The 24761-nt window shown below is 71.9% G+C and carries 22 protein-coding genes; 20 read left to right on the plus strand and 2 right to left on the minus strand.

The features are described 5' to 3' along the window. The 10 genes from ruvX to C1I98_RS11765 all read left to right on the plus strand — a co-directional run. On the plus strand, nt 1-464 hold a 464-nt coding region (ruvX, locus tag C1I98_RS11720), incomplete at its 5' end, for a Holliday junction resolvase RuvX (RefSeq protein ID WP_233507746.1). A 374-nt stretch (nt 465-838) separates the two neighbouring features. Then, on the plus strand, nt 839-1993 hold the full coding sequence (gene mltG, locus C1I98_RS11725) for an endolytic transglycosylase MltG (protein WP_111167195.1): 1155 nt from the start codon (nt 839-841) through the stop codon (nt 1991-1993). Then, nucleotides 1990-2832, plus strand: a complete 843-nt coding sequence (locus C1I98_RS11730; protein ID WP_111167196.1) for a shikimate dehydrogenase — start codon at nt 1990-1992, stop codon at nt 2830-2832. The genes mltG and C1I98_RS11730 overlap by 4 nt, the downstream gene beginning before the upstream one ends. A gap of 241 nt (nt 2833-3073) precedes the next feature. Further along, nucleotides 3074-3715 carry a translation initiation factor IF-3 gene (gene infC / locus C1I98_RS11735; protein ID WP_438672077.1) on the plus strand — a complete coding sequence of 214 codons (642 nt, stop codon included), beginning with the start codon at nt 3074-3076 and terminating at the stop codon, nt 3713-3715. A gap of 136 nt (nt 3716-3851) precedes the next feature. Beyond that, nucleotides 3852-4046, plus strand: a complete 195-nt coding sequence (gene rpmI / locus C1I98_RS11740) for a 50S ribosomal protein L35 (protein WP_111167197.1) — start codon at nt 3852-3854, stop codon at nt 4044-4046. 25 nt (nt 4047-4071) lie between these two features. After that, nucleotides 4072-4452: a 50S ribosomal protein L20 gene (gene rplT / locus C1I98_RS11745; RefSeq protein WP_111167198.1), complete on the plus strand. Its 381-nt coding sequence runs from the start codon at nt 4072-4074 to the stop codon at nt 4450-4452. A gap of 123 nt (nt 4453-4575) precedes the next feature. Further along, nucleotides 4576-5379: a TrmH family RNA methyltransferase gene (locus C1I98_RS11750; RefSeq protein ID WP_111167199.1), complete on the plus strand. Its 804-nt coding sequence runs from the start codon at nt 4576-4578 to the stop codon at nt 5377-5379. A gap of 61 nt (nt 5380-5440) precedes the next feature. Next, a complete protein-coding gene (locus C1I98_RS11755; protein WP_111167200.1) occupies nt 5441-6523 on the plus strand; it encodes an ATP-binding protein in 1083 nt (360 codons plus the stop codon). A gap of 142 nt (nt 6524-6665) precedes the next feature. Beyond that, nucleotides 6666-7706 carry a phenylalanine--tRNA ligase subunit alpha gene (gene pheS, locus C1I98_RS11760; RefSeq protein ID WP_111167212.1) on the plus strand — a complete coding sequence of 347 codons (1041 nt, stop codon included), beginning with the start codon at nt 6666-6668 and terminating at the stop codon, nt 7704-7706. Then, on the plus strand, nt 7706-10267 hold the full coding sequence (locus C1I98_RS11765) for a phenylalanine--tRNA ligase subunit beta (RefSeq protein ID WP_111167201.1): 2562 nt from the start codon (nt 7706-7708) through the stop codon (nt 10265-10267). The genes pheS and C1I98_RS11765 overlap by 1 nt, the downstream gene beginning before the upstream one ends. 65 nt (nt 10268-10332) lie before the next feature. Here C1I98_RS11765 and C1I98_RS11770 read toward each other — a convergent pair whose 3' ends face one another. Together C1I98_RS11770 and C1I98_RS11775 are read right to left on the minus strand one after the other, a co-directional pair. Continuing rightward, nucleotides 10333-11631: an MFS transporter gene (locus C1I98_RS11770; RefSeq protein ID WP_233507747.1), complete on the minus strand. Its 1299-nt coding sequence runs from the start codon at nt 11629-11631 to the stop codon at nt 10333-10335. A gap of 71 nt (nt 11632-11702) precedes the next feature. Then, on the minus strand, nt 11703-13370 hold the full coding sequence (locus tag C1I98_RS11775) for a class I adenylate-forming enzyme family protein (RefSeq protein ID WP_233507755.1): 1668 nt from the start codon (nt 13368-13370) through the stop codon (nt 11703-11705). Between the two features lie 201 nt (nt 13371-13571). Between C1I98_RS11775 and argC the strand changes: the two genes are divergently transcribed. From argC to tyrS, 10 genes are all read left to right on the plus strand, one after another. Next, complete coding sequence (gene argC / locus C1I98_RS11780; RefSeq protein WP_111167202.1) at nt 13572-14600, plus strand: N-acetyl-gamma-glutamyl-phosphate reductase; 1029 nt, start codon at nt 13572-13574, stop codon at nt 14598-14600. Continuing rightward, complete coding sequence (argJ, locus tag C1I98_RS11785) at nt 14597-15748, plus strand: bifunctional glutamate N-acetyltransferase/amino-acid acetyltransferase ArgJ (RefSeq protein ID WP_111167203.1); 1152 nt, start codon at nt 14597-14599, stop codon at nt 15746-15748. The genes argC and argJ overlap by 4 nt, the downstream gene beginning before the upstream one ends. Next, nucleotides 15745-16695: an acetylglutamate kinase gene (argB, locus tag C1I98_RS11790; RefSeq protein WP_111167204.1), complete on the plus strand. Its 951-nt coding sequence runs from the start codon at nt 15745-15747 to the stop codon at nt 16693-16695. Before argJ ends, argB begins: the two co-directional genes overlap by 4 nt. 65 nt (nt 16696-16760) lie before the next feature. Further along, nucleotides 16761-17906 carry an acetylornithine transaminase gene (locus C1I98_RS11795; RefSeq protein WP_233507766.1) on the plus strand — a complete coding sequence of 382 codons (1146 nt, stop codon included), beginning with the start codon at nt 16761-16763 and terminating at the stop codon, nt 17904-17906. Then, nucleotides 17903-18826 carry an ornithine carbamoyltransferase gene (argF, locus tag C1I98_RS11800; RefSeq protein WP_111167205.1) on the plus strand — a complete coding sequence of 308 codons (924 nt, stop codon included), beginning with the start codon at nt 17903-17905 and terminating at the stop codon, nt 18824-18826. Before C1I98_RS11795 ends, argF begins: the two co-directional genes overlap by 4 nt. Beyond that, a complete protein-coding gene (locus C1I98_RS11805; protein WP_111167206.1) occupies nt 18823-19344 on the plus strand; it encodes an arginine repressor in 522 nt (173 codons plus the stop codon). Before argF ends, C1I98_RS11805 begins: the two co-directional genes overlap by 4 nt. Before the next feature lie 56 nt (nt 19345-19400). Then, nucleotides 19401-20597: an argininosuccinate synthase gene (locus C1I98_RS11810; protein WP_111167207.1), complete on the plus strand. Its 1197-nt coding sequence runs from the start codon at nt 19401-19403 to the stop codon at nt 20595-20597. Between the two features lie 132 nt (nt 20598-20729). Next, complete coding sequence (gene argH, locus C1I98_RS11815; RefSeq protein WP_111167208.1) at nt 20730-22127, plus strand: argininosuccinate lyase; 1398 nt, start codon at nt 20730-20732, stop codon at nt 22125-22127. A gap of 1 nt (nt 22128) precedes the next feature. Then, on the plus strand, nt 22129-22755 hold the full coding sequence (locus C1I98_RS11820) for a DNA-3-methyladenine glycosylase (RefSeq protein ID WP_111167209.1): 627 nt from the start codon (nt 22129-22131) through the stop codon (nt 22753-22755). Between the two features lie 112 nt (nt 22756-22867). Beyond that, nucleotides 22868-24139: a tyrosine--tRNA ligase gene (gene tyrS / locus C1I98_RS11825; protein ID WP_111167216.1), complete on the plus strand. Its 1272-nt coding sequence runs from the start codon at nt 22868-22870 to the stop codon at nt 24137-24139. Nucleotides 24140-24761 lie beyond the last annotated feature (622 nt).

Consider the following 24761-nt stretch of genomic DNA (forward strand, 5'->3'; position numbering starts at 1 on the left):
GTGTACGGCTGGGCGTCGACGTCGGGGCGGTCCGGGTCGGGGTGGCGCGGAGCGATCCCTCCGGGTTGCTGGCCACTCCGGTGGAGACCGTGCGTGCGGGCAAGGGCGACCTGGCCCGCATCGCGGAGATCGCCGCCGAGTACGAGGCCATCGAGATCGTGGTGGGGTTGCCCACCTCGCTGTCCGGCCGGGCCGGTAAGGCGGCCGAGCTGGCGACGGCCTTCGCCCGGCGGCTCGCCGTACGTCTGGCGCCGCTGCCGGTGCGGTTGTTCGACGAGCGGCTGACCACGGTGAGCGCGCAGCGCGACCTGCGCGCGAGCGGCGTGCGCGCCAAGAACCAGCGCGAGGTGGTGGATCAGGCCGCCGCCGTCGTGCTGTTGCAGGCCGCCCTGGACGCCGAGCGGGCCGCGGGCCGCCCGCCCGGCAGGCCCGTCGAGACGAGGTCCGGAGGCGCCTCTCGTTGACGGTATCCATCGTCCATAACACTTTTCCGAACTATGGACTATCGGCGGTTCCTGCGGGAAATTTCCCGGGGAAGGCACCTTCGTGACGGCCTCGGATCCAGACAGGGGTGTTCGGCAGGGGGTACGGGCATGGCCCAGCCAGGCTAGAATCACGAAATTTCCTGACAAAGAGAGCGAGTCTGTGAGATACCGGGAAGAGTCGCAGAATTACCTCGGGACGAATTGATGTCCGGTGGGATACCCCCCATCCCGTCGGGGCAGCCGACCGTACCCGGCACTCCGGGACACCGTTCCGGCCGGCTCGGCCTCGCTACCGGTTCGGCTGATCTGCTTGACGCCGGGCCGTCCGTACCGGGAGATTGGCCAGCGCACCTATGAACGATCTCGATATGGACTTCCTGCTCGGCACCGATGACGACGACGAGCGGTCGCGGCGCCGCGGCCGATCCTCCTCAGGGCGCGGGCGCGGCCGGCGTCGCCGTCGCCGCCGTAACCGCGGCGGCTTCCTGGCGCCGATGCTGGCGGTGATCATCCTGCTCGGCATCATCGGCGGCGGTGGCTACTACGGCTACCAGTGGCTGAACGACGTCATGGTGCCCGACGACTTCGTCGGCAAGGGCACCGGCGAGATCGTGGTGGAGGTGCGCCAGGGCGCGAGCGCCGCCGAGATCGCCGATCTCCTGGAGAAGCAGGGCATCGTGGCCAGCGCGCGGGCGTTCACCAACGCCGCCGACGCGGCCGGCAAGAGCGGCTCCCTGCAGCCCGGCGAGTACAAGATGCGCAAGCGCATGGCCGCCGCGGAGGCGGTCACGCTGCTCGACCCCTCCAAGCGGCTGCTGGCCAAGATCACCATCAGGGAGGGCCTGCGGGTCTCCCAGATCCTCGGCGAGCTGTCCAAGCGGACGAAGATCCCGGTGGAGGAGTTCGAGGCCGCCGCCAAGACGCTCGAGCTGCCACGCGCCGCGAAGGGCAAGCTGGAGGGCTACGCGTTCCCGGCGACCTACGAGATCACGCCGAAGACGACGCCGACCGAGATCCTTTCGGCGATGGTGGACCGCTACGGGGCCGCCGCCGAGCAGGCCGGCATGCAGGAGGCGGCGAAGGAGCTCAGGCTGACCCAGCACCAACTGCTCACCATCGCCAGCATCGTGCAGGCCGAGTCCGGACGGGCGTCCGACATGCCGAAGGTCGCCAAGGTGATCTACAACCGGCTGGCCCAGAAGCCGCCGATGCGCCTGCAGATGGACAGCACCACCATGTACGGCCTGAACAAGTACGGCATCGCCGCCAGCAACGCCGACCTGGCCAGCAAGTCGCCCTACAACACCTACCAGATCGACGGCCTGCCGCCCGGGCCGATCAGCAACCCCGGCGACCACGCCATCCAGGCGGCGCTCAACCCGGCGGACGGCGACTGGCTCTACTTCGTCACCACCGACCCCAAGCAGGGCATCACCAAGTTCACCACGAACTACGATGAGTTCCTGCGGTTCAAGAGCGAATTCGAGAAGAACTACCAGGGCGGATGACACAGGCACCCGGTACGGCGAGGGCGGCGGTGCTCGGCTCCCCGATCGCCCATTCGCTCTCGCCCGTCCTGCACCGGGCGGCCTACGCGGCGCTCGGCCTGTCCGGCTGGAGCTACCAGGCGATCGAGTGCGATGAGGCGGAGCTGCCCGGCCTGCTGGCGGGGCTCGGGCCGGAGTGGGCGGGGTTGTCGCTGACCATGCCGCTCAAGCGGGCCGTCCTGCCGCTCCTGGACTCGGTCTCCGAGCTGGCCGTCGAGGTGGGCGGGGTGAACACCGTCCTGTTCGACGAGGGCGGCGGCAGGCACGGCGACAACACCGACGTCCACGGCATCGTGGCGGCACTAGGGGAGGCGGGCGTGCGCGCCCCCGGCTCGGCGGCGGTCCTCGGCGGCGGGGCCACCGCGGCCTCCGCGCTGGCCGCCCTGCGCGACCTCGGGCTGGACACCGCCACGCTGGTGGTCCGCGACCCCGGCCGCGCGGCGGACACACTGCGGGTCGCCGAACGGCTCGGCGTCAAGCTGTCGGTGTGGGGCTTCGACGCGCTTCCCGACGTCGCCGCCACCGACCTGGTGATCAGCACGCTGCCCGCCGGGGCGGCCGACCGGATGGCCGGCGCGCTGGCCGGGGTGCCCGCGCTGCTCGACGTCGCCTACTCTCCGTGGCCGACCGCGGCGGCGGAGACGGTGGCCGCCAAGGGCGGCACCGTGGTGAGCGGCTTCGCCATGCTGCTCCACCAGGCGGTGCGCCAGGTGGAGCTGATGACCGGCCGCGGCGACGTGCCCGTTGCGGCGATGCGCGCCGCGGGCGAGGCGGAGCTGGCGCGCCGCGCCGTGGGATGATTCTGCGGCCCACGCGCGTTGTGGTAACGTAAGTACTCGATCGGTCCGGCATGCCTGCCGGATGCGCAAGCGGAGGTCTTCCTCCCACCTGACCGGCCACATGGCCGGCGGGTCAAGGATCACACCGGATTCGAGTTCCGGAGGGCCTAGCAGGCCCGGTGGCCCCGCATGCGCGACGTGCGGGGCATTTCGTATCGCCAGCGTTTGGCGCCACGGTATGGACCCCGGCACGATCGAGCACGTGGCGGCCGCCCGGAGGCGGCCGAGGATCGTAAACCTAGGAGGTCCCATCAGCGCCGAACCCCGCATCAACGAGCGTATCCGCGTACCCGAGGTCCGCCTCGTCGGTCCCAACGGTGAGCAGGTCGGCATCGTCTCCATCCACGATGCTCTGAAGCTGGCCCAGGAGGCCGACCTGGATCTGGTGGAGGTCGCGGCTACCGCTCGGCCGCCTGTGTGCAAGCTCATGGACTACGGAAAGTTCAAGTACGAGTCCGCGATGAAGGCGCGCGAGGCGCGCCGCAACCAGGCGCACACGATCATCAAGGAGATCAAGCTCCGGCCGAAGATCGACCCGCACGACTACGAGACCAAGAAGGGTCACGTCGTGCGCTTCCTCAAGGCGGGGGACAAGGTCAAGGTCACGATCATGTTCAGGGGCCGCGAGCAGTCCCGGCCCGAGCTCGGCTCCCGGCTGCTGCGGCGGCTGGCGGAGGACGTGACGGAGCTGGGCTTCGTCGAGTCGCAGCCGAAGCAGGACGGCCGTAACATGATCATGGTGATCGGGCCGCACAAGAAGAAGGCCGAGGCCAAGGCCGAAAAGGCCGCCGCCAAGGCCCGACGCGGCGATGACGCGGCGAACGAGGCTGTCGAGGAAGGTTAGCCGCCGGTAGGCCCCTTCGCAGGGGCCTCGGCCGCCGACCAAGCCGGGACCGGTACGGTCTCGATGTCAGGCATGCCCTTGACTCGGGTGACCGGCCCGGGGCATCGGCACGAGGAACGAGGGAGAGACGGCTGCCATGCCGAAGATGAAGACGCACAGCGGTGCCAAGAAGCGGTTCCGGATGACCGGATCCGGCAAGATCATCCGTCGCCGGGCCAACCGCGCGCACTACAACGAGCACAAGCCGTCCACCCTGACCCGGCGTCTCGCTCCCGACGTGGTCATGTCCGCCGCGGACACCAAGAAGATCAAGAAGCTGCTCGCCAAGTAAGCGATTCCCGGGGAGATAGATACAGATGGCACGCGTGAAGCGGGCGCTCAACGCCAAGAAGAAGCGCCGGGTCGTTCTCGAACGGGCGAGCGGTTACCGGGGTCAGCGGTCGCGCCTGTACCGCAAGGCCAAGGAGCAGATGCTCCACTCGATGACCTACGCCTACCGCGACCGCAAGGATCGCAAGGGCCAGTTCCGGCGGCTGTGGATTCAGCGGATCAACGCCGCGGCCCGGCAGAACGGCATCACCTACAACCGGTTCATCCAGGGCCTGAAGCTCGCGGGCATCGAGGTCGACCGCAAGATCCTCGCCGATCTCGCCGTCACCGACGCCCAGACCTTCTCGACGCTGGTGGAGGCGGCGCGCAAGGCGCTGCCCGCCGACGTCAACGCGCCGGTAGCCTGACGGCGCCACGTCCGCCGTGATCGCGCGGCTCCGCGCGGACCTCGATCCGAGGGTCCGCGCGGCCGTGAGGTCACGGCGGTTTCGTATGTACCGACCTGTTCGTCCCAGCGGCGGGGGAGCGCGATGGCCACGTCCGAGCTGACCAGCATCAGGTCACAGAAGGTGAAGGCGGCCAGGCGATTGGCCAAACGGGCCTTTCGCGACCGCGACCGGGCGTTCCTGGCCGAGGGACCGCAGGCGGTGCGCGAGGCGCTGCGGCTGCCCGGCGTCACCGTCGAGCTGTTCGCCACGGCCGACGCCGGGTCCAGGCACCCGGAGATCATGGCCGACGCCGCGGCGGCGGGCGTACCGGTCCACCTGGCCAGCGGAGAGGTCATGGCCGAGCTGGCCCAGACGGTGACCCCGCAGGGCGTGCTCGCGGTGTGCCGGCTGCTGCACGTGCCGCTGACCGAGGCCGTGCGCGCGGACGCCCGGCTGGTCGCCGTGCTGGCGCACGTCCGCGACCCCGGCAACGCGGGCACCGTGCTGCGCACGGCCGACGCCGCGGGGGCCGACGCGGTGGTGTTCACCGACGCCTCGGTGGACCCCTACAACGGCAAGTGCGTCCGGGCCAGCGCGGGCAGCCTGTTCCATCTGCCGGTCGTCACCGGCGAGCCGTTCGGGCGCGCCGTGGCCCGGCTTCGCGAGAGCGGGCTGCGAGTGCTCGCCGCGGACGGCGCGGGCGAGCGCACGCTCGACGACGTGGACCTGTCCGGGCCGACCGCGTGGGTCTTCGGGAACGAGGCGTGGGGCCTGCCCGAAGAGATCCTCGCCGAGGCCGACGAGGTGGTTCGCGTGCCCATCTACGGGGGTGCGGAAAGCCTCAATCTCGCGACCGCCGCAGCGGTGTGTTTGTACGCATCTGCCCGGGCTCAGCGGGAAAAGTGAGGCTGCCGTAGGGGGCCGGAAACCCGCTATTGTCGCCTTGTAGGTCGAGGAGGCGGGGTCGTTGCAGGGCGAGAACACCGATACGCCGCACCCTGGTGCCGCATGCCCGGTCAGCGCCGACGAGCTGCCCGACGGCCTGATCGTCATCGACCACGAGGGCCTGATCCTGCTGGTCAACCGGGCGGCGGCGCGGCTCACCGGCGTGCGGCCCGAGGCGGCGGTCGGCAGCGACATCCGCGACGTGTTCCCCTTCAAAGACCCCGACGGGCGCGAGTGGTGGAAGTGGCTCGACCCCGCGGGCGGGCTGCGCACCCGCACCCGCCAGCCCGAGTGCTACGTCCAGGTCCCCGGCGGCCAGGAGCTGCTGCTCGCCGCCCGGCTGGTACGCGAGCCCGAGCGCGGCGGCGAGGTCGTCCGGGTGGTGGTGACCCTGCGCGACGCGGGCGCCCGCGCCCGCCTGGAGCGCAGCAGGGCCGACCTGGTCTCCACCGTGGCCCACGAGCTGCGCTCCCCGCTGACCAGCGTGAAGGGGTTCACCGCCACGCTGCTGGCCAAATGGTCCCGCTTCACCGACGACCAGAAGCGCGTCATGCTGGAGACCGTCAACTCCGACGCCGACCGGGTCACCCGGCTGATCACCGAGCTGCTCGACGTGTCCCGCATCGAGTCCGGCCGGCTTCAGTTGCACCGGCAGGTGGTGGACATCCCGGCGCGGGTCCGGCGGCTGATCGCCGGGCGGGTGGCCGCCGGTGAGCGAGACGGCCGGTTTCGGCTGCACGTGGAGGGCGAGCTCCCCGAGACCTGGCTCGACCAGGACAAGATCGATCAAATCCTGGCGAACCTGCTGGAAAACGCCGTGCGGCACGGACGCGGTACGGTGACAATAGTCGTGGAACCGATCGAGTGGGGAGTGGCCGTGTCCGTCCGGGACGAAGGCGAGGGCATCGCGCCCGAGCTGGCCACGCGCGTGTTCCGGCAGTTCTGGCGGGGGCAGGGCCGCCGCCGCGGCGGCACCGGGCTCGGCCTGTTCATCGTCAAGGGTCTCGTGGAGGCGCACGGCGGCACGATCACCGTGCAGCGTGCCCCGGAGGGCGGCGCGGATTTCCGATTTACCGTGCCCACCGGCAGGCCCGACTTCGCCTGACCGAACCCGCGGTCGTCCTCCCGGTGGGCTCCAGCGCGGAAAGCACTAGACTCGTGCCGCTCAAGCCCTGAATCGGAGCTCTGTCTTGTCAAACTACGACCCGGTCGAGGTAACCCCGCTGCACGCCGATGAGGTGGCGCGCATGCGGGACGATGCCCTGGCCGCCATCAAGGCGGCCGGCGATCTCGACGAACTCAAGAAGGTACGGCTGGCGCACGCCGGTGACCGGTCCCCGATCGCCCTCGCCAACCGGGAGATCGGCGCGCTGCCCCCGCAGGCGCGCGCCGAGGCGGGCAAGCGCGTGGGCGTGGCCCGCAGGGCGGTCGCCGAGGCGCTCGCCGCCCGCCAGACCGAGCTCACCGCCGAGCGCGACGAGCGCGTCCTGGTCGATGAGGCCGTTGACGTCACCCTGCCCTGGGACCGCCTGCCGCGCGGTGCCAGGCACCCGCTGACCACGCTGCAAGAGCGGGTCGCCGACGTCTTCGTGGCCATGGGCTACGAGGTCGCCGAGGGGCCGGAGCTGGAGGGCGAGTGGTTCAACTTCGACGCCCTCAACATCGCGCCCGACCACCCCGCGCGCTCCGACCACGACACCTTCTTCGTGGAATCGGTCGACTCGGGCAAGGTGCTGCGCACGCAGACCTCGCCGATGCAGGTCAGGGCGCTGCTCGCGCGCGGTGTGCCGTGCTACGTCATCTCGCCGGGCAAGGTGTTCCGCACCGACGAGCTCGACGTCACGCACACCCCGGTGTTCCACCAGGTCGAGGGGATCGCCGTGGACGAAGGCCTGACGATGGGCCACCTGAAGGGCACCCTCGACCGGTTCGCCGAGGTGATGTTCGGCGAGGGCATGACGACCCGGTTCCGGCCCAACTACTTCCCCTTCACCGAGCCGTCCGCCGAGATGGACCTCAAGTGTTTCGTGTGCCGGGGCGCCTCCGCGGTCCCGGGCGGCCCGCCGTGCCGCACCTGCAAGTCCGAGGGCTGGATCGAGTGGGGCGGCTGCGGCATGGTCAACCCGCGGGTGCTGGTCGCCTGCGGCGTCGACCCCAAGCGCTACTCCGGGTTCGCGTTCGGCATGGGCGTCGAGCGCACCCTGATGTTCCGGCACAACGCCGAGGACATGCGTGACATGGTCGAGGGAGACGTGCGGTTCACGCTCCCGTTCGGGATGGAGGTCTGATGAGGGTCCCGCTCTCCTGGCTGCGGGAGTTCGTCGACCTGCCCGCGGTCACCGCGCACGAGATCGCCGACCGGCTCACCGCCGCCGGGCTGAAGCTGGAGTCGATCACCGCCTACGGCCACGAGATCAAGAACGTCGTGGTCGGCGAGGTCCTCGACATCGAGGAGCTGACCGGGTTCAACAAGCCGGTGCGCTACTGCCAGGTCGAGGTGGGCGAGGCCGCGCCGCGCGGCATCATCTGCGGCGCGGCCAACTTCTCGGTCGGCGACCGGGTTCCGGTGGCGCTGCCGGGCGCGGTGCTGCCCGGCGGGTTCGAGATCGGCGCGCGCAAGACGTACGGCAGGCTCTCCGACGGCATGATTTGCTCGGAGCAGGAGCTGGCCATCGCCGAGACCTCCGCGGGCATCCTGGTCCTGTCGCCCGGCTCGCCGATCGGCGCCGACGTGGTCGAACTGCTGTCCCTGCGCGATGAGGTCATCGAGCTGGAGGTCACCCCCGACCGCGGATACGCCCTGTCCATCCGGGGCGTGGCGCGCGAGGCGGCGACCGCCTTCGGCGTGCCGTTCCGTGACCCGGCCGACCTCGACCTGCCGGCCTCGGCGGATTCCGGTTACCCGGCCTCCATCGCCGACCCCACCGCCTGCGACCGGTTCGTGCTGCGCGAGGTCGGCGGCTTCGACCCGGCCGCGCCCAGCCCGCTGTGGATGCGGATCCGGCTGCTGCGGGCCGGCATGCGCCCGGTGTCGCTGGCCGTCGATGTCACCAACTACGTGATGCTGGAGCTGGGCCAGCCGCTGCACGCCTTCGACCGCACCCGGCTGACCGGCGAGATCGTGGTGCGCCGGGCCCGCGAGGGCGAGACGCTGGAGACGCTCGACCACGTCGTGCGCAAGCTGCACACCGACGACATCCTGATCACCGACGAGTCGGGCGCGATCTCGATGGCCGGCACCATGGGCGGCCTGGAGACCGAGATCGCAGGCGGCTCCACCGAACTGGTGATCGAGGCGGCGCACTTCTCGGCCACCGGCACCGCCCGCATGTCCCGCAGGCACGGCCTGGTCAGCGAGGCGTCCCGGCGCTTCGAGCGCGGCGTGGACCGCGAGCTGCCGCTGTACGCCTCCTGGCGTGCCGTCCGGCTGCTGGTCGAGCTGGGCGGCGGTACGGCGGGGCCGGGCGTGACCCACGCCTCGATCGACGTCGAGCCGGTCAGGATCACCATCCCGGCCTCCTACCCGGGGCGGGTGGCCGGCCTGAGCTACCCGCGCGAGTCCGTCATCCGGCGGCTGGAGCAGGTCGGCTGCACCGTCGCCGAGGGCGCCGACCCGCAGTGCGGCGGCGGGCCGGTGACCGGTACCGGTACCGTGACCGGCGGCGACCTGCGCGAGCAGCTCGACGTGTGCGGCACGGAGACCGACCTGCTGACGGTCACCCCGCCCACCTGGCGGCTGGACCTCACCGACCCCAACGACCTGGCGGAAGAGGTCATCCGGCTGGAGGGCTACCAGCGCCTGGACTCCGTGCTCCCGACCGCGCCGGCGGGCGGGGGGCTCACCGAGGGGCAGCGGCTGCGCCGCCGCGCCGGGCGGGCGCTGGCCGCGGCCGGATACGTCGAGGTGCTGGCCTACCCGTTCATGGGCGAGCGCGACCTCGACAACCTGCGGCTGGCCGCCGGCGACCCGCGCCGGTCTGCGGTGCGGCTGGCCAACCCGCTCAGCGAGGACGAGCCGCTGCTGCGTACCACGCTGCTGCCCGGCCTGCTGAAGACGCTGGTCCGCAATGTCGGCAGGGGAGCGGGCGATGTGACGCTGTTCGAGAACGGGCTGGTCTACCGGCCCGCTCCCGGCGCGCCCGCCACCGCTCCGGTCCTCGGCGTGGACCGCAGGCCCACCGCCGATGAGCTGGCCAGGATCGAGGCGGCGCTGCCCGCGCAGCCCTACCGCGTCGCCGCCGTGCTGGCCGGCGAGTTCGAGCGGTCCGGCTGGTGGGGGCCCGGCCGCCCGGCGACCTGGGCCGACGCCATCGAGGCGGCGCGGGTCGTGGTGCGCGAGGCCGGGTTCGAGCCGGTGGTGGCCGCCGCCACGCACGAGCCGTGGCACCCGGGCCGCTGCGCGTCCATCCACGTCGGCGACGTGCTGATCGGGCACGCCGGCGAGCTGCACCCGAGGGTCGCCGAGGCGTACGGCCTGCCGCCGCGCACCTGCGCCACGGAACTGGAGCTGAGCCGCCTGGAGAGCGCGATGAGCGGCCTGGCCCAGGCTCCCACGGTGTCGTCCTACCCGGTCGCCACCCAGGACGTCGCGCTCATCGTGCCCGCCGCCACCCCGGTGGCGGACGTGGAGGCGGTGCTCCGCGAGGGGGCGGGGGAGCTGCTGGAGTCCATCCGGCTGTTCGACGTCTACACCGGGGCCCAGGTCGGCGAGGGCGGCAAGTCGCTCGCCTACGCCCTGCGCTTCCGGGCCCCCGACCGCACCCTGACCGTCGAGGAGACCAGCGCGGCCCGTGACGCCGCGGTGGCGCTGGCCGCCGAGCGGCTCGGAGCCCGGCTGCGAGGTTCGTGAGCCCGGAAGGGCCGAGCAGGGGCCGGTGCGAAAGCCTCGCACCGGCCCTTTCGCATGCCGCCGCGCTAGGTGGCCGCGGCCTCGCGGCGGGCGCGTTCGGTCAGCGCGTGCTCGTCGGTGCGCGCGTCGTACCGGCGGAACTTCGGCAGCGCCGCCGCCATCGCCGCCACCGCGCCCACGCACAGCAGGCCGCCCGCGCCCAGGGAGAAGCGGGTGCCGCCGAGGTCGGCCATCAGCCCGGCCCTGCCGTTGCCGAGCATCGGCCCCGAGGAGTAGGACAGCAGCTCGATCCCGGCCAGCCGGCCGCGCAGTTCGTCGGGGATCGTCTGGTTCCAGATCGTGGAGCGGAAGATGCCGCTGATCATGTCGGCTCCGCCGGCGATGGCCAGGCAGGCGAACACCAGCCACAGGCTGGGCGCGAACGCCGCGGCCAGCACGGCGAGCCCCCACACCCCCGCCGCCAGGATCACGCCCATGCCGTGCCGGTGCACGCTTCTCGTCCAGCCGGAGGTGACCGAGGCGAGCAGCGCCCCGACGGCCGCCGCGGAGTAGAGCAGGCCCACCGCGTGCGGCGCGCGCAGCTCGTCGGCCAGGAACGGGTACAGCGCGTTGGCCATGGCGAAGAACATCGCGGCCATGTCCACCAGGTAGGTGCCCATCAGGTCGGGCCGGCGCACCGCGTAACGGACGCCCTCGGCCAGGCTGCGCAGGGTCGCCGGCGGGGCGTCCTCGCGCGGCGGCGTCGCCCGCACCCGCCACATCAACAGCAGCGACAGCAGGTAGGTCAGCACGTCGATGCCGTAGGTCACGGCCGGTCCGGCTGCCGCCACGATCAGCCCGGCCAGGGCGGGCCCGGCGATGGCGCCGAGGTTCCAGCGGAAGCTGATCAGGGCCGCGGCGGCGGTGAGCTGGCCGTGCCGTACCACCCGCGGCACCATGGCGTCCAGGCTGGGGCGCTGCAGGCTGTCCAGCGCCGCCAGCAGCGGGGCCAGCACGAACAGCACCCACACCTGCGGGTCGGGCAGCAGCGCGTTGAGCGTCAGCAGGGCCGCGACCAGCGCCAGGCCCGCCTCGCAGATGAGCACGATCCTGCGCCGGTCGAGCGCGTCGGCGATGGCCCCGCCCCACAGGCCGAACACCACCATCGGCACGAACTCGGCCAGGCTGATCAGGCCGACCGCCACATAGGACCCGGTGAGCTGCTTCATCTGCAACGGCACCGTGACGTACGTCAGGAAGCTGCCGAACATCGTGATGAGCCCGGAGCCCATGAGAAACCGGAAATCGCGGGACTCGCGCAGCGGGCCGAGGTCCATCCGCAGATGGCGGATCAGCGCGCGCAATGACCGTTCCGAATCAGGCACGAACGAAGATTGTCACCGCGCCACGCCGCGCAAAGCAAACCGTTTTCCGCCCGGCCCGCCCGCGCGGCCGGTCAGGTGGCGCCCAGGACCTCCCGGCGCAGGAGATCCTTCACGATCTTGCCGCCGGGGTTGCGGGGCAGCTCGCCCTGCCGGAACCAGTAGTGGGCCGGGATCTTGAAGGGGGCGATCCTGCCCCTGAGGAAGCCGGTGAGGTCGCCCGCCGCGAGCGGCGCGCCGGGCGCGGTACGGATCACCGCGCCCACCTCCTCGCCCAGCTCGTCGTGCGGAACGCCGATCACGGCCGCGTCGCGCACCGCCGGATGCTCGAACAGCGCGGCCTCGACCTCGGCGCAGTAGACGTTCTCGCCGCCGCGGATGACCATGTCCTTGACCCGGTCCACGATGTAGACCAGGCCGTCCTCGCCCACGCGGGCCAGGTCGCCGGTACGGAACCAGCCGCCGGCGAAGGACTCGGCGGTGGCCTCGGGCCGGTTCCAGTAGCCGCCGACCACCGGGGCGCCGCGCACGCACAACTCGCCCACCTCACCGGGCCGGGCGTTCGCGCCCCCCGGGGCGATGATCCGCACGTCCACGACCGGGACGGGCCTGCCCACGCTGTCCGGGCGGTCGGAGTAGGCCCCGCCGCCGTTGTCGATGATCAGCGCGCTGGTCTCGGTCATGCCGTACACGTTGGAAGGCGCGCGGCCGGGCAGCCGGTCACGGATGCGCGTGAGCAGCCTCGGCGGGGCCGGGGCGCCGCCGTAGAACAGCGTGCCGAGGCTCGCGACGTCGTGGTCGCCGAAGCCGGGGTGGGCCATGAGCTGCCAGGCGTTGGTGGGGGTCCCGGTGACCCCGGTGATCCGCTCCCGCTCGATCAGCCGGAGTGCCTGCCCGGCGTCCCACTTGTACATGAGCACGACCGTCGTGCCGCCGAACATGGCCGAGAGCATGGTGCCGAAGCAGCCCGTGACGTGGAAGAGCGGCACGGTCAGCAGGGTGACCCGGCGGCGCCCGGCTCGCCGCGGGTCGTGGCCCCGCATGGCCGCGCCGCGCGACAGCGAGTAGCCGACGGTCAGCGGGGCCTGCCCGAGGTTGCGCTGGCTGCCCAGCGCGCCCTTGGGCCGTCCGGTGGTGCCGGAGGTGTAGAAGATGGTGGCCGGGTCGTCCGGCGTCAGGTCCACCTCGGGGAGGGCCACCTCGGCGGTGGGCTCTCCGATCAGGTCGGCAAGGACGGCGGCGCCCGGTGGCGGGCTCCCGTCCGGCCGGGTGACGATGATCCGTACGTCCGCGCCCGCCATCAGCCGGGCCCGCTCCCCGTCGGCGATCAGCACCGCCGTCCCCGAGTCGGCCAGCCCGAAGGCCAGCTCCCGCCTGGTCCACCAGGCGTTCAGCGGCACCGCCACCGCCCCGGCGGCCAGGATCGCGGAGAACGCGACCACCCATTCGGGGTAGTTGCGCATGGCGATGGCGACGCGGTCGCCCTTGGCCACGCCGTACTCCCCGGCCAGCCGCCCGGCCAGCGCGGCGGCGCGGCGGAAGTGGTCTTCGAAGGTGACCCGCTCGTCCTCATAGCGCAGGAACACCCGCTCGCCGTGCCTGCGGCTGGCCGTCAGCAGCGCGCGGAAGTGCGCGGGAGCGTTCTTCCAGGTGCGGATGCGGTGCCCGCCGGCCTCGGCCTCGGTCATCTCGAACAGCCGCCCCGGCGCGGTGAGCAGCGACTCCACCTCGTCATGGGTCAACGTGATCTCCTCGGCGTGGGCGGCGGGAACCGGCGGGCCAGCGCAAGGATACCGACCGGTATGTGCGCGGGGGCAGCCGAAGGTGGCCGTCCCGGGCGTTCGGAAGTGCGCTTGCATGGGCATGCCTGCTGATGCATACTCTTTAGCAAGCTCATGCAAGGTAATGCATGAATATGCGAAAAGCAGAGGAGCTGAGTCGAATTGGGAGCGCGCGCGGCCGTCGCCGGAGCGAGCGGATACGCGGGGGGTGAGCTGCTGCGCCTGCTGCTGGGCCATCCCGAGCTGGAGATCGGCGCGCTGACCGCCGGGTCCAACTCCGGCGCCCTCCTCGGCGACCACCAGCCCCACCTCGCCGAGCTCGCAGACCGCAGACTGGTGGACACCACCCCCGAGACCCTGGACGGCCACGACGTCGTCTTCCTGGCGCTGCCGCACGGCAAGTCCGCCGCGCTGGCCGCGAGCCTCGGCTCGGCCACCCTGGTGGTCGACTGCGGCGCCGACCACCGCCTGACCGACCCCGCCGCCTGGGAGCACTTCTACGGCGGCCCGCACGCGGGCGCCTGGCCGTACGGCCTGCCCGAGCTGCCCGGGCAGCGCGAGCGCCTGCGCGCCACCCGCAGGATCGCCGTCCCCGGCTGCTACCCGACCGCCGTGACCCTCGCGCTGACGCCCGCCTTCGCCGCCGGCATGGCGGGCCCCGACGTGGTGGTGGTCGCGGCCAGCGGCACCAGCGGCGCGGGACGATCGCTGAAGCCCCACCTGCTCGGCAGCGAGGTGATGGGCTCGGTCAGCGCCTACGGCGTGGGCGGCGTCCACCGCCACACCCCCGAAATGGAACAGAACCTCACCGCCGTGGCGGGCGGCGCCGTGCGGGTCTCCTTCACCCCCACCCTCGCCCCGACGAGCCGCGGCATCCTCGCCACCTGCACCGCCCCGGCCGCTCCCGGCGTCACGGCGGGCGCGCTGCGCGAGGCGTACCACGCGGCGACCGCCGCCGAGCCGTTCGTGCGCCTGCTGCCCGAGGGCACCTGGCCCGCCACCGCGATGACGACCGGATCCAACACCGCGGCCCTCCAGGTGGCCCTGGACGAGCGGGCGGGCAGGATCATCGCCGTGATCGCCATCGACAACCTCACCAAAGGCACCGCCGGAGGCGCGATCCAAAGCGCCAACCTCGCTCTCGGCCTGCCGGAAGAAGCCGGCCTTCCCCGCAACGGAGTCGCTCCATGAGCGTTACCGCACCACTCGGATTCAGGGCGGCGGGCGTCGCCGCCGGGCTCAAGTCGGGCGCCCAGCGCGACCTCGCGCTCGTGGTCAACGACGGGCCCTCCCGCGCCGCCGCGGGGGTCTTCACCGCCAACCGGGTCCAGGCGGCCCCGGTGCTGTGGTCCCGCCAGGTGCTCGCGGGCGGGCGGGTCACGGCGGTCGTCCTCAACTCCGGCGGGGCCAACGCCTGTACCGGCCCCGAAGGCTTCCAGGACACCCATGCCACCGCCGAGAAGGCCGCCGGGCTGCTCGGCGAGTCCGCCGGGGAGGTCGCGGTGTGCTCCACCGGGCTGATCGGCGAGCGGCTGCCCATGGACGCGCTGCTGGCGGGCGTCGAGTCCGCCGCCGGGCGGCTCAGCAGGGACGGCGGGCTCCACGCCGCCGACGCGATCCGCACCACCGACACTGTCTCCAAGATCTCCTTCCGCCGCGGCGACGGATACATGGTGGGCGGCATGGCCAAGGGCGCGGGCATGCTCGCCCCCGGCCTGGCCACCATGCTGTGCGTGATCACCACCGACGCCGACGTGCCCGCCGACCGCCTCGACGCGGTGCTGCGCGCGGCCACCGCGGTCACCTTCGACCGCCTCGACACCGACGGCTGCATGTCCACCAACGACACCGTGCTGCTGCTGGCCAGCGGCGCCGCGGGGGTCACCCCGGCCGAGGCCGAGTTCGCCGAGAAGGTCACCGAGGTCTGCGCCGATCTGGCCAGACAGCTCCTGGTCGACGCCGAGGGCGCCACCAAGGCGGTCGCCATCGAGGTCATCGGCGCGGCCACCGTGGCCGACGCGGTCACCGTGGGCCGGGCCGTGGCCCGCAGCAACCTGTTCAAGTGCGCCGTGCACGGCGAAGACCCCAACTGGGGGCGGGTCCTTTCCGCGGTCGGCACCACCGACGCGGTGTTCGAGCCCGAGCGGGTCAACGTGGCGATCAACGGCATCTGGATCTGCCGCGGCGGCGCGGCCGGCGACGACCGGAGCAAGGTGGACCTGCGTCCCCGCGACGTCACGGTCACCATCGACCTGTCGGCCGGCAGCGAGTCCGCCACGATCCACACCACCGACCTGACCGCCGCCTACGTCCACGAGAACTCGGCGTACTCCACATGAGCGACCTCACCGCCGCCACGAAGGCCACGACGCTGATCGAGGCGCTGCCGTGGCTGGCCGAGTTCCACGGCGCCACCGTCGTCGTCAAGTACGGCGGCAACGCCATGACCGACGACGCACTCAAGGCCGCGTTCGCCGAAGACGTGGTGTTCCTGCGCTACGCGGGGCTGCGGCCGGTGGTCGTACACGGCGGCGGCCCGCAGATCAGCGCCCACCTCGACCGGCTCGGCATCGAGTCCAGCTTCACCGCAGGGCTGCGGGTCACCAGCCCCGAGGCCATGGAAGTGGTCAGGATGGTGCTGGTCGGCCAGGTCAACCGGAACGTCGTGGGGCTGATCAACGACCACGGTCCGTTCGGCGTCGGTATGTCCGGAGAAGACGCCCACCTGTTCACCGCCGCCCGCAAGTACGCCGTCGTGGACGGCGAGCAGGTCGACATCGGGCAGGTCGGCGACATCGTCAAGGTGGAGGCCGGGACCGTGCGCGCGCTGCTCGACAACGGGCGCATCCCGGTGATCAGCAGCATCGCCAGGAGCGACGACGGCACCGTCTACAACGTCAACGCCGACACCGCCGCCGCCGAGCTCGCGGTCGCGCTCGGCGCGCAGAAACTCGTGGTGCTCACCGACGTCGAGGGCCTGTACGCCGACTGGCCCGCGAGCGACGACATCATCGGCAGCATCACCGACGACGAGCTGGCGGAGCTGCTCCCGTCCCTGTCCAGCGGCATGCTGCCCAAGATGGGGGCCTGCCTCACCGCGGTGCGCGGCGGAGTGCCGCAGGCACACGTACTGGACGGGCGGGTGCCGCACGCCCTGCTCCTGGAGATCTTCACCGACGAGGGCGTGGGCACCATGGTGGTCCCCGCCGGCAAGACCGGCCGCCCCCAGGACACGGACGACACAGACGAGACAACAGACCCCGCCGACAAGGAGGCCCGAGCGTGAGCCCGCACGGCGACGCCGCATCCGCCGATTCCCTGGACCTGAGGGGACGCTTCGAGGCGGCATTCATGCCCAACTACGGGGTACCGCCCGTCGTGCTGGCGCGCGGCCTGGGCTGCCGCGTCTGGGACGTGGACGGGCGCGAGTACCTCGACCTGATCGGCGGCATCGCGGTCAGCTCGCTCGGCCACGCCCACCCCGCCCTGGTCCAGGCCGTCTCCGACCAGGTCGCGACGCTGGCGCACACCTCCAACCTGTTCGTGCACAAGCCCGAGGTGCTGCTCGCCGAGCGGCTGCTCGACCTCCTCGACGCGCCGGGCAGGGTGTTCCTCGCCAACTCCGGCACCGAGGCCAACGAGTGCGCGCTGAAGCTGGTGCTCAAGTACGGCAAGGCCAGGGGGCGCAACTACCTGGTGGCCGCGGATAACGGCTTCCACGGCCGCACGCTCGGCGCGCTGTCCCTCACCGGCAAGGCGTCCATCCGCGAGCAGTTCGGGCCCTTCCCGCTGGATGTCCGCTTCGTGCCCTACGGCGACGCCGACGCGCTCAAGAACGCCGTCACCGACCAGTGCGCCGGCATCTTCCTTGAGCCGACCCAGGGCGAGGCGGGCGTCCTCACGCCGCCGGACGGCTACTTCGCCGCCGCCAGGGAGATCTGCGACGCCACCGGCGCGCTGCTGGTCGCCGACGAGATCCAGTCGGGCATCGGCCGGACCGGCTACTGGTTCGCCCACCAGGCGGAAGGCCCGCTGCCCGACATCCTCACCCTGGCCAAGGGCCTCGGCGGGGGCATGCCGATCGGCGCGTGCATCGGGCTCGGCGACGCGGGCACGCTGTTCGCCAAGGGCGACCACGGCTCGACGTTCGGCGGCAACCCGGTCTCGTGCGCGGCGGCGCTGGCCGTGCTGGACACGATCGAACGCGAGAGCCTGCTGGAGCAGGCGTACTCGGCCGGGCTGGCGCTGGCCCGCGGCATCGCCGCGATCCGTCACCCCCTACTCGCCGGAGTCCGCGGGCGCGGTCTGTGGCTCGGTGTCCTGCTCACCGCCGACCTCGCCCCCCAGGTCCAGGCCGCCGCCCTGCGCGCCGGATTCCTCGTCAACGCGGTACAACCCGGTGCGCTCCGGCTGGCCCCGCCGTTGGTGATCACTGAGGCCGAGATCGCCTCCTTCGTCGCCACCCTGCCCGCGATCTTGTCGGAGGCGCAGCCATGACCAGGCATTTCCTACAGGATGACGACCTGTCGCCGGCCGAGCAGGCCCAGGTCCTCGACCTGGCCGACGCGATGAAGAAGAGCCGCTTCGGCCACCGGCCGCTGGCCGGTCCGCAGACGGTCGCCGTGCTGTTCGACAAGCACTCCACCCGGACACGCGTCTCCTTCGCCACCGGCATCGCCGATCTCGGCGGCCACCCGCTGATCATCGACGCGGGCAGCTCCCAGATGGGCCGGGGCGAGCCGATCGAGGACACCGCGCGGGTGCTGTCCCGCCAGGTCGCGGCCGTGGTGTGGCGCACCTACGGCCAGGAGCGCATCGAGGCCATGGCCGCGGCCGCCACCGTACCGGTGGTCAACGCCCTCACCGACGCCTTCCACCCCTGTCAGGTCCTCGCCGACCTGCAGACCATCCGGGAGCGGACCGGCACACTGGCCGGGCTCAGCCTCGCCTACCTGGGCGACGGCGCCAACAACATGGCCCACTCCTACCTGCTCGGCGGCGCCACGGCCGGGATGCACGTGCGGATCGGCGCGCCCCCCGGCTACCAGCCGGACGCGTTGATCCTCGACAGGGCCGCCACCATCGCGGCCGGTACCGGCGGGTCCGTCGTGGCCCTCTCCGACCCGGCCGCGGCCGTGCGCGGCGCGCACGTCATCGCCACCGACACCTGGGTGTCGATGGGCCAGGGCGACAAGGACGAACGGATCGCCGCGCTGATGCCCTTCCAGGTCTGCGCGGAGCTGCTGGGGTACGCCGCCCCCGACGCCGTCGTCCTGCACTGCCTGCCCGCCTACCGCGGCCTGGAGATCACCGCCGAGGTCATCGACGGACCGCACAGCGCCGTCTGGGACCAGGCCGAAAACCGGTTGCACGCGCAGAAGGCGCTGCTCACGTTCTTACTGGAAAGCGCGTCATGACCATCCCGGCGACCAAGGCGGCCAGGCAGGCCCGCATCACCGAACTCCTGCGGCGCGAGGCCGTCCGCTCCCAGCCCGAGCTGGCCAGGATGCTCGCCGAGAGCGGCGTGGAGGTCACCCAGGCGACCCTCTCGCGCGACCTGGACGAGCTGGGCGCGCTGCGGCTGCGCGCCGAGGACGGCTCGCTCGTCTACGCGCTGCCCGGCGAGGGCGGCGCGCGCATCCAGCCGCGCCGCCTGGGCGCGGGGGAGAGCCCCGCCGCCCGGCTGCGCCGCATCGCCGAGGAGCTGCTGGTCTCCGCCGAGGCGTCGGCCAACCTGGTGATCGCCCGCACCCCGCCCGGCGCCGCGCAGTTCCTCGCCTCGGCGATCGACCACGCCGACTGGGAGACCATCCTCGGCACCGTCGCGGGAGACGACACGATCCTCGTCATCAGCCGGGACCCCCAGGGCGGCCAGGCGGTCGCCGAGGCCCTGCTGAAGGCGGCCGATCGACGTACCTGGCCCGCGTCTTCCTGACGCGGGCCCACCCGACCGCCCATCCGGAAGTTCTGATATCGGGAAGCTGATTCGCCATGAACGACCGCGTCGTACTCGCCTACTCCGGTGGCCTGGACACCTCCGTCGCCATTCCGTTCCTCGCCGAGAAGATGGGGGCCGACGTGCTCGCCGTCGCGGTGGACGTCGGTCAGGGCGGAGAGGACATGGAGGTCATCAGGCGGCGGGCCGTCGACTGCGGCGCCGTGGAGTCCATCGTCGTCGACGCCCGCGAGGAGTTCGCGGCCGGGTACTGCGTGCCCGCGCTCCAGGCCAACGCCCTCTACATGGACCGCTACCCGCTGCTGTCCGCGCTGTCGCGCCCGCTGATCGTCAAACACCTGGTGGCCGCGGCCAGGGAGTTCGGCGGCACCCATGTCTCGCACGGCTGCACCGGCAAGGGCAACGACCAGGTCCGCTTCGAGGCCGGCCTCGCCGCGCTGGCCCCCGAACTGCAGGTGATCGCCCCGGCCCGCGACCACGCCTGGACCCGCGACAAGGCCATCGCGTTCGCCGAGGAGAAGGGCCTGCCGATCGACGTCACCAAGAAGTCCCCGTACTCCATCGACCAGAACATCTGGGGCAGGGCCATCGAGACCGGCTTCCTTGAGGACATCTGGAACGGCCCGTCCGAGGAGGTCTACGCCTACACCTCCGACCCGGCGCGGTCCCGCGAGCCCGACGAGGTCGTGATCGCCTTCGACCGCGGTGTGCCGGTGGCCCTCGACGGCAGGGCACTGACGCCGTTCGAAATCATCGCCGAGCTGAACGACCGCGCGGGCAAGCACGGCGTCGGCCGCATCGACCTGGTCGAGGACCGCCTGGTGGGCATCAAGTCGCGGGAGATCTACGAGGCGCCGGGCGCGATCGCCCTGATCACCGCCCATATGGAGCTGGAGAACGTCACCGTCGAGCGCGACCTCGCCAGGTTCAAGCGCGGCGTCGACCAGCGCTGGACCGAACTCGTCTACGACGGGCTGTGGTTCTCCCCGCTGAGAAGGGCCCTGGACGCCTTCATCGCGGAGGCCCAGCGCCACGTCACCGGCGAGGTCAGAATGTTCCTGCACGGAGGCAGGGCGGTCGTCACCGGACGCCGCTCAGAGGCCTCCCTGTACGACTTCGGCCTCGCCACGTACGACACCGGCGACACATTCGACCAGTCGTCGGCCAAGGGCTTCGTGGAATTGTGGAGCCTGCCATCGAAGATCGCCGCGGCCCGCGACACCCGCCGGTGAACCACCTCGTCGCGCCGGTCACCTCGGCTGGTGACCGGCGCGTCGCATGGACACGCTCAAGTGGTGCGCGGGTCGGAGTAAGGTCGCGGAAGGAAAAGGGAGGGAGACACGGTGAGTGAGGGTGGCAAGCCGATGCGGTTGTGGGGCGGCCGGTTCGAGGGGGGTCCCGCCGACGCGCTGACACGCCTGTCGGTGAGTGTTCAATTCGACTGGCGGCTCGCGCCGTACGACCTGCTGGCCTCCCGGGCGCACGCCCGGGTCCTGAACCGGGCGGGGCTGCTGGACGACGACGAGCTGAGCCGCATGATCGGCGCGCTCGACGACCTGGAGCGCGCCTGCGTGTCCGGGGACTTCCGCCCCACCGTGGCCGACGAGGACGTGCACACGGCGCTGGAGCGCGGGCTGCTGGAACGGCTCGGCGCGCTCGGCGGCAAGCTGCGGGCCGGCCGCAGCCGCAACGACCAGGTGGCCACCGACCTGCGGCTCTACCTGCGCGACCACGTCAGGCACATCGTCTCCAGGCTGGTCGAGCTGGAGACGGCGCTGATGAGCCAGGCCGAGAAGCACACCGAGACCGCCGCGCCGGGCATGACCCACCTGCAGCACGCCCAGCCGGTCGCCTTCGGCCACCAGCTCCTCGCGCACGTCCACGCCTTCGCCCGCGACATCGACCGGCTGCGCGACTGGGACCGCCGCGCCGCGGTCTCCCCGCTCGGCGCCGGCGCCCTCGCCGGGTCCTCCCTGCCGCTCGACCCGCAGACCGTGGCCGAGGAGCTGGGCTTCGGCTCGGCCGCGCCCAACTCGATGGACGCCGTCGCCGACCGCGACTTCGCCGCGGAGTTCCTGTTCTGCGCCGCGATGATCGGCGTTCACCTGTCTCGTCTGGGCGAGGAGATCGTCCTGTGGGCCTCCCAGGAGTTCCGCTGGATCGAGATGGACGACGCCTACTCGACCGGCTCCTCGATCATGCCGCAGAAGAAGAACCCCGACGTCGCCGAGCTGGCCAGGGGCAAGTCCGGGCGGCTGATCGGCGCACTGACCACACTGCTCACCGTGCTGAAGGGCCTCCCGCTCACCTACAACCGCGACCTGCAGGAGGACAAGGAGCCGGTGTTCGACGCCGTCGACACCCTGCTGCTGGTGCTGCCCGCGGTCGCCGGGCTGGTCGCCACCATGCGGGTCAACACCGCCCGGCTGACCGCCAGCGCCCCCGACGGCTTCGCGCTCGCCACCGACCTGGCCGAGCTGCTGGTCCGCAAGGGCGTGCCGTTCCGCGACGCGCACGAGGCGGTCGGGCACCTGGTGGTGTGGTGCCAGGTCCACGACAAGACCCTCGACGGGGTCACCGACGAGGAGCTGGCCAAGGTCTCCCCGCACTTCACCCCCGACTCGCGCGACGTCCTCAACGTGCCGGGCGCCCTGGCCGCCCGCAAGGCCCACGGCGGCACGGCCCCCGACCGGGTCCGCGACCAGCTCATCTCGCTGCGCGAGGTCGTGGACGCCCAGGCGGCCTGGGCCGCGGGCGCGTAGGGTGCCCGCCGTACCGGTTTTTGACCGCGGCTTCTTCGCCCGTCCCGCCGAGGAGGTCGCGCCCGACCTGCTCGGCAAGGTGCTCGTCCACGGGCCGGTGGCGCTCCGCCTGACCGAGGTCGAGGCGTACGGCCTGCCGGGCGAAGATCCCGCCTCCCACACCTACCGGGGGATGACCCGGCGCAACGCGGTGATGTTCGGGCCGCCCGGCCACCTGTACGTCTACTTCACCTACGGGATGCACTTCTGCGCCAACCTCGTCTGCCGCGGCGAGGGGGAGGGCTCGGCGGTGCTGCTGCGCGCCGGGGAGATCATCGAGGGCGCGGCCGAGGCACGCGAGCGGCGCGGCCCCGCCGTACGCGACCGCGACCTCGCCCGCGGCCCCGCGCGGCTGGCCACCGCGCTCGGCTTCGGCCGCGAGCACAACGGCCTGGACGCCTGCGACGGCGGCCCGCTGAGCGTCCGCCCCGGCGGGGCGGACGAACCCGTGGTGCTCTCCGGCCCGCGCACGGGCATCTCCACGGGGGTGGACACGCCGTGGCGCTTCTGGATCGACAAGGACCCGACGGTCTCGCCGTACCGGGCGCATGTGCCCCGCCGCCGCGCGGCGGTCGCCCCGCACGGGTGAGGGTTTCGAGTGGCGGACCGGGCGTCCGATCGGGCAGGCTTTGCCGTACCGGGTCATGCGCGTGGATGCGCATCGGCTTCGTATCAGTGACCGAACGACGAAAGTCAGGAACGTGACGGACATCCTCGATGAGCTCGAATGGCGCGACGTGCTCGCGCAGACCACCGACGCCGACGCCCTGCGCGCGGCGCTGGCCGAGGGTCCGATCACGGTCTATATCGGCTTCGACCCGACCGCGCCCTCGCTCCACCTGGGCAACCTCGCCACGCTGCTGATCCTCACCCGCTTCCAGCGGGCCGGCCACCGCCCGATCGGCCTGGTCGGCGGGGCCACCGGCCTGATCGGCGACCCCAGCGGGCGCAGTACCGAACGCGCGCTCAACTCATCCGACCTCGTCGCGGAGTGGGTCGCCCGGATCCGCGCGCAGGTGGAGAAGTTCCTGTCCTTCGAGCCCGGGCCGACCTCGGCCGAGCTGGTCAGCAACCTGGACTGGACGGCCGGCCTGTCGGCCATCGACTTCCTGCGCGACGTGGGCAAGCACTTCCCGATCAACCGGATGCTCGCCCGGGAGTCGGTCTCGGCGCGGCTGGCCGGCGAGGGGCTCAGCTACACCGAGTTCAGCTACCAGATCCTGCAGGCCAACGACTACCTGGAGCTGTACCGCAGGTTCGGCTGCGCGTTGCAGGTGGGCGGCAGCGACCAGTGGGGCAACATCACCGCGGGCGTCGACCTCATCCGCCGGGTCGAGGGCGCGCACGTGCACGCCCTGACCGGCAAGCTCATCACCAAGGCCGACGGCACCAAGTTCGGCAAGACGGCCGGCGGGGCGGTGTGGCTGGACCCGGAGCTGACCTCGCCGTACGCGTTCTACCAGTTCTGGCTGAACGCCGACGACCGCGACGTGGTACGCTTCCTGAAGGTGTTCACCTTCCGCGGCCGCGAAGAGATCGAGGCGCTGGAGAAGGCGGTCGCCGACCGGCCGGCCGCCCGTGAGGCCCAGCGGACCCTCGCCGAGGACGTGACCGCGATGGTACACGGCGCGGACGAGCTGGCCCGCGTGGTCGCCGCCTCCAAGGCATTGTTCGGCCAGGGCTCCCTGTCCGAGCTGGACGAACGTACCCTCGGCTCGGCCCTGGCCGAGGTGCCCCGCGCCACGGTCCCGGCCCTGGGCGCCGTCTACGTCGACCTCCTCGCCGAGAGCGGCCTGGTCGAGTCGAAGTCGGCGGCGCGGCGCGCGGTCAAGGAGGGCGGGGCCTACCTCAACAACACCAAGGTGACCGACGAGGCGTACGTGCCCGCAGGCGACGACCTCCTGCACGGCCGCTACCTGGTCCTGCGGCGGGGCAAGCGATCGATCGGCGGGGTCGAGGTCACCGGAGCCTGATCCGGGCTCGTCGTCCCGATGTCCCGGGGCCTTGGGCACTTCCCAGGGTTCCCGGGGCGTTGCCCGAGGTCGCGGTGAGTGTGGTGGGTGTAGCCGTTGGGTCGCGATGTGTTCGGCGCAATGTAACGTTCCGGTCGCAAAGGCGGGCGCTCGTGGCAGGGAGGTCGTTGACCTGCACATCCGCCAGAGCCGCGATTTGACTGGCCCCGGAGCGCCGCCTAATCTTCATTGCACCCGGGAGCGAACCGGACGCCGATCGCGGCGGACGGGCCCCAGGGTGAGCTGCTTGGCTTGGCCGCCTGTAGCGGCGTCTGTCAAGATCGCAGGTGGCGTTGAGTTCTCGGTGATCCGGTCGAGTTCGACGCACTGCGGATTGCACGGTAAGTTCACGGGGCCGCCCTGGAGACAGGGTGTCCCAAAGATCTCTGCTTGATCGTCGGACGCGTCGTTTGACGCGGTTCTGGCAAACTGGTAGAGTTTGAACTGAAGAGGTATGCCCCGAAGGGCTGGATCGGTTCGGCTGGTCTGGTTCGACGGTGTACGCGCCCGTTTCTTGAGAACTCAACAGTGTGCTAAAAGCCAGTGCATGTACAACATGTATGACCCCGTCACCCCGCCTTTT

Origin of the sequence: Spongiactinospora gelatinilytica, assembly GCF_003236385.1 — a bacterium.
In the GTDB taxonomy this organism is placed as follows: domain Bacteria; phylum Actinomycetota; class Actinomycetes; order Streptosporangiales; family Streptosporangiaceae; genus Spongiactinospora; species Spongiactinospora gelatinilytica.

Bases quoted from the DNA above. Each gene is read 5' to 3' on its own strand.
- C1I98_RS11730 (WP_111167196.1), top strand. From the start codon at position 1,990: ATGACACAGGCACCCGGTACGGCGAGGGCGGCGGTGCTCGGCTCCCCG.
- argH (WP_111167208.1), top strand. From the start codon at position 20,730: ATGCGGTTGTGGGGCGGCCGGTTCGAGGGGGGTCCCGCCGACGCGCTG.
- C1I98_RS11750 (WP_111167199.1), top strand. From the start codon at position 4,576: ATGGCCACGTCCGAGCTGACCAGCATCAGGTCACAGAAGGTGAAGGCG.
- C1I98_RS11805 (WP_111167206.1), top strand. From the start codon at position 18,823: ATGACCATCCCGGCGACCAAGGCGGCCAGGCAGGCCCGCATCACCGAA.
- C1I98_RS11795 (WP_233507766.1), top strand. From the start codon at position 16,761: ATGCCCAACTACGGGGTACCGCCCGTCGTGCTGGCGCGCGGCCTGGGC.
- pheS (WP_111167212.1), top strand. From the start codon at position 6,666: ATGCGGGACGATGCCCTGGCCGCCATCAAGGCGGCCGGCGATCTCGAC.
- argB (WP_111167204.1), top strand. From the start codon at position 15,745: ATGAGCGACCTCACCGCCGCCACGAAGGCCACGACGCTGATCGAGGCG.
- argJ (WP_111167203.1), top strand. From the start codon at position 14,597: ATGAGCGTTACCGCACCACTCGGATTCAGGGCGGCGGGCGTCGCCGCC.
- rplT (WP_111167198.1), top strand. From the start codon at position 4,072: ATGGCACGCGTGAAGCGGGCGCTCAACGCCAAGAAGAAGCGCCGGGTC.
- C1I98_RS11810 (WP_111167207.1), top strand. From the start codon at position 19,401: ATGAACGACCGCGTCGTACTCGCCTACTCCGGTGGCCTGGACACCTCC.
- mltG (WP_111167195.1), top strand. From the start codon at position 839: ATGAACGATCTCGATATGGACTTCCTGCTCGGCACCGATGACGACGAC.
- C1I98_RS11765 (WP_111167201.1), top strand. From the start codon at position 7,706: ATGAGGGTCCCGCTCTCCTGGCTGCGGGAGTTCGTCGACCTGCCCGCG.
- argF (WP_111167205.1), top strand. From the start codon at position 17,903: ATGACCAGGCATTTCCTACAGGATGACGACCTGTCGCCGGCCGAGCAG.
- rpmI (WP_111167197.1), top strand. From the start codon at position 3,852: ATGCCGAAGATGAAGACGCACAGCGGTGCCAAGAAGCGGTTCCGGATG.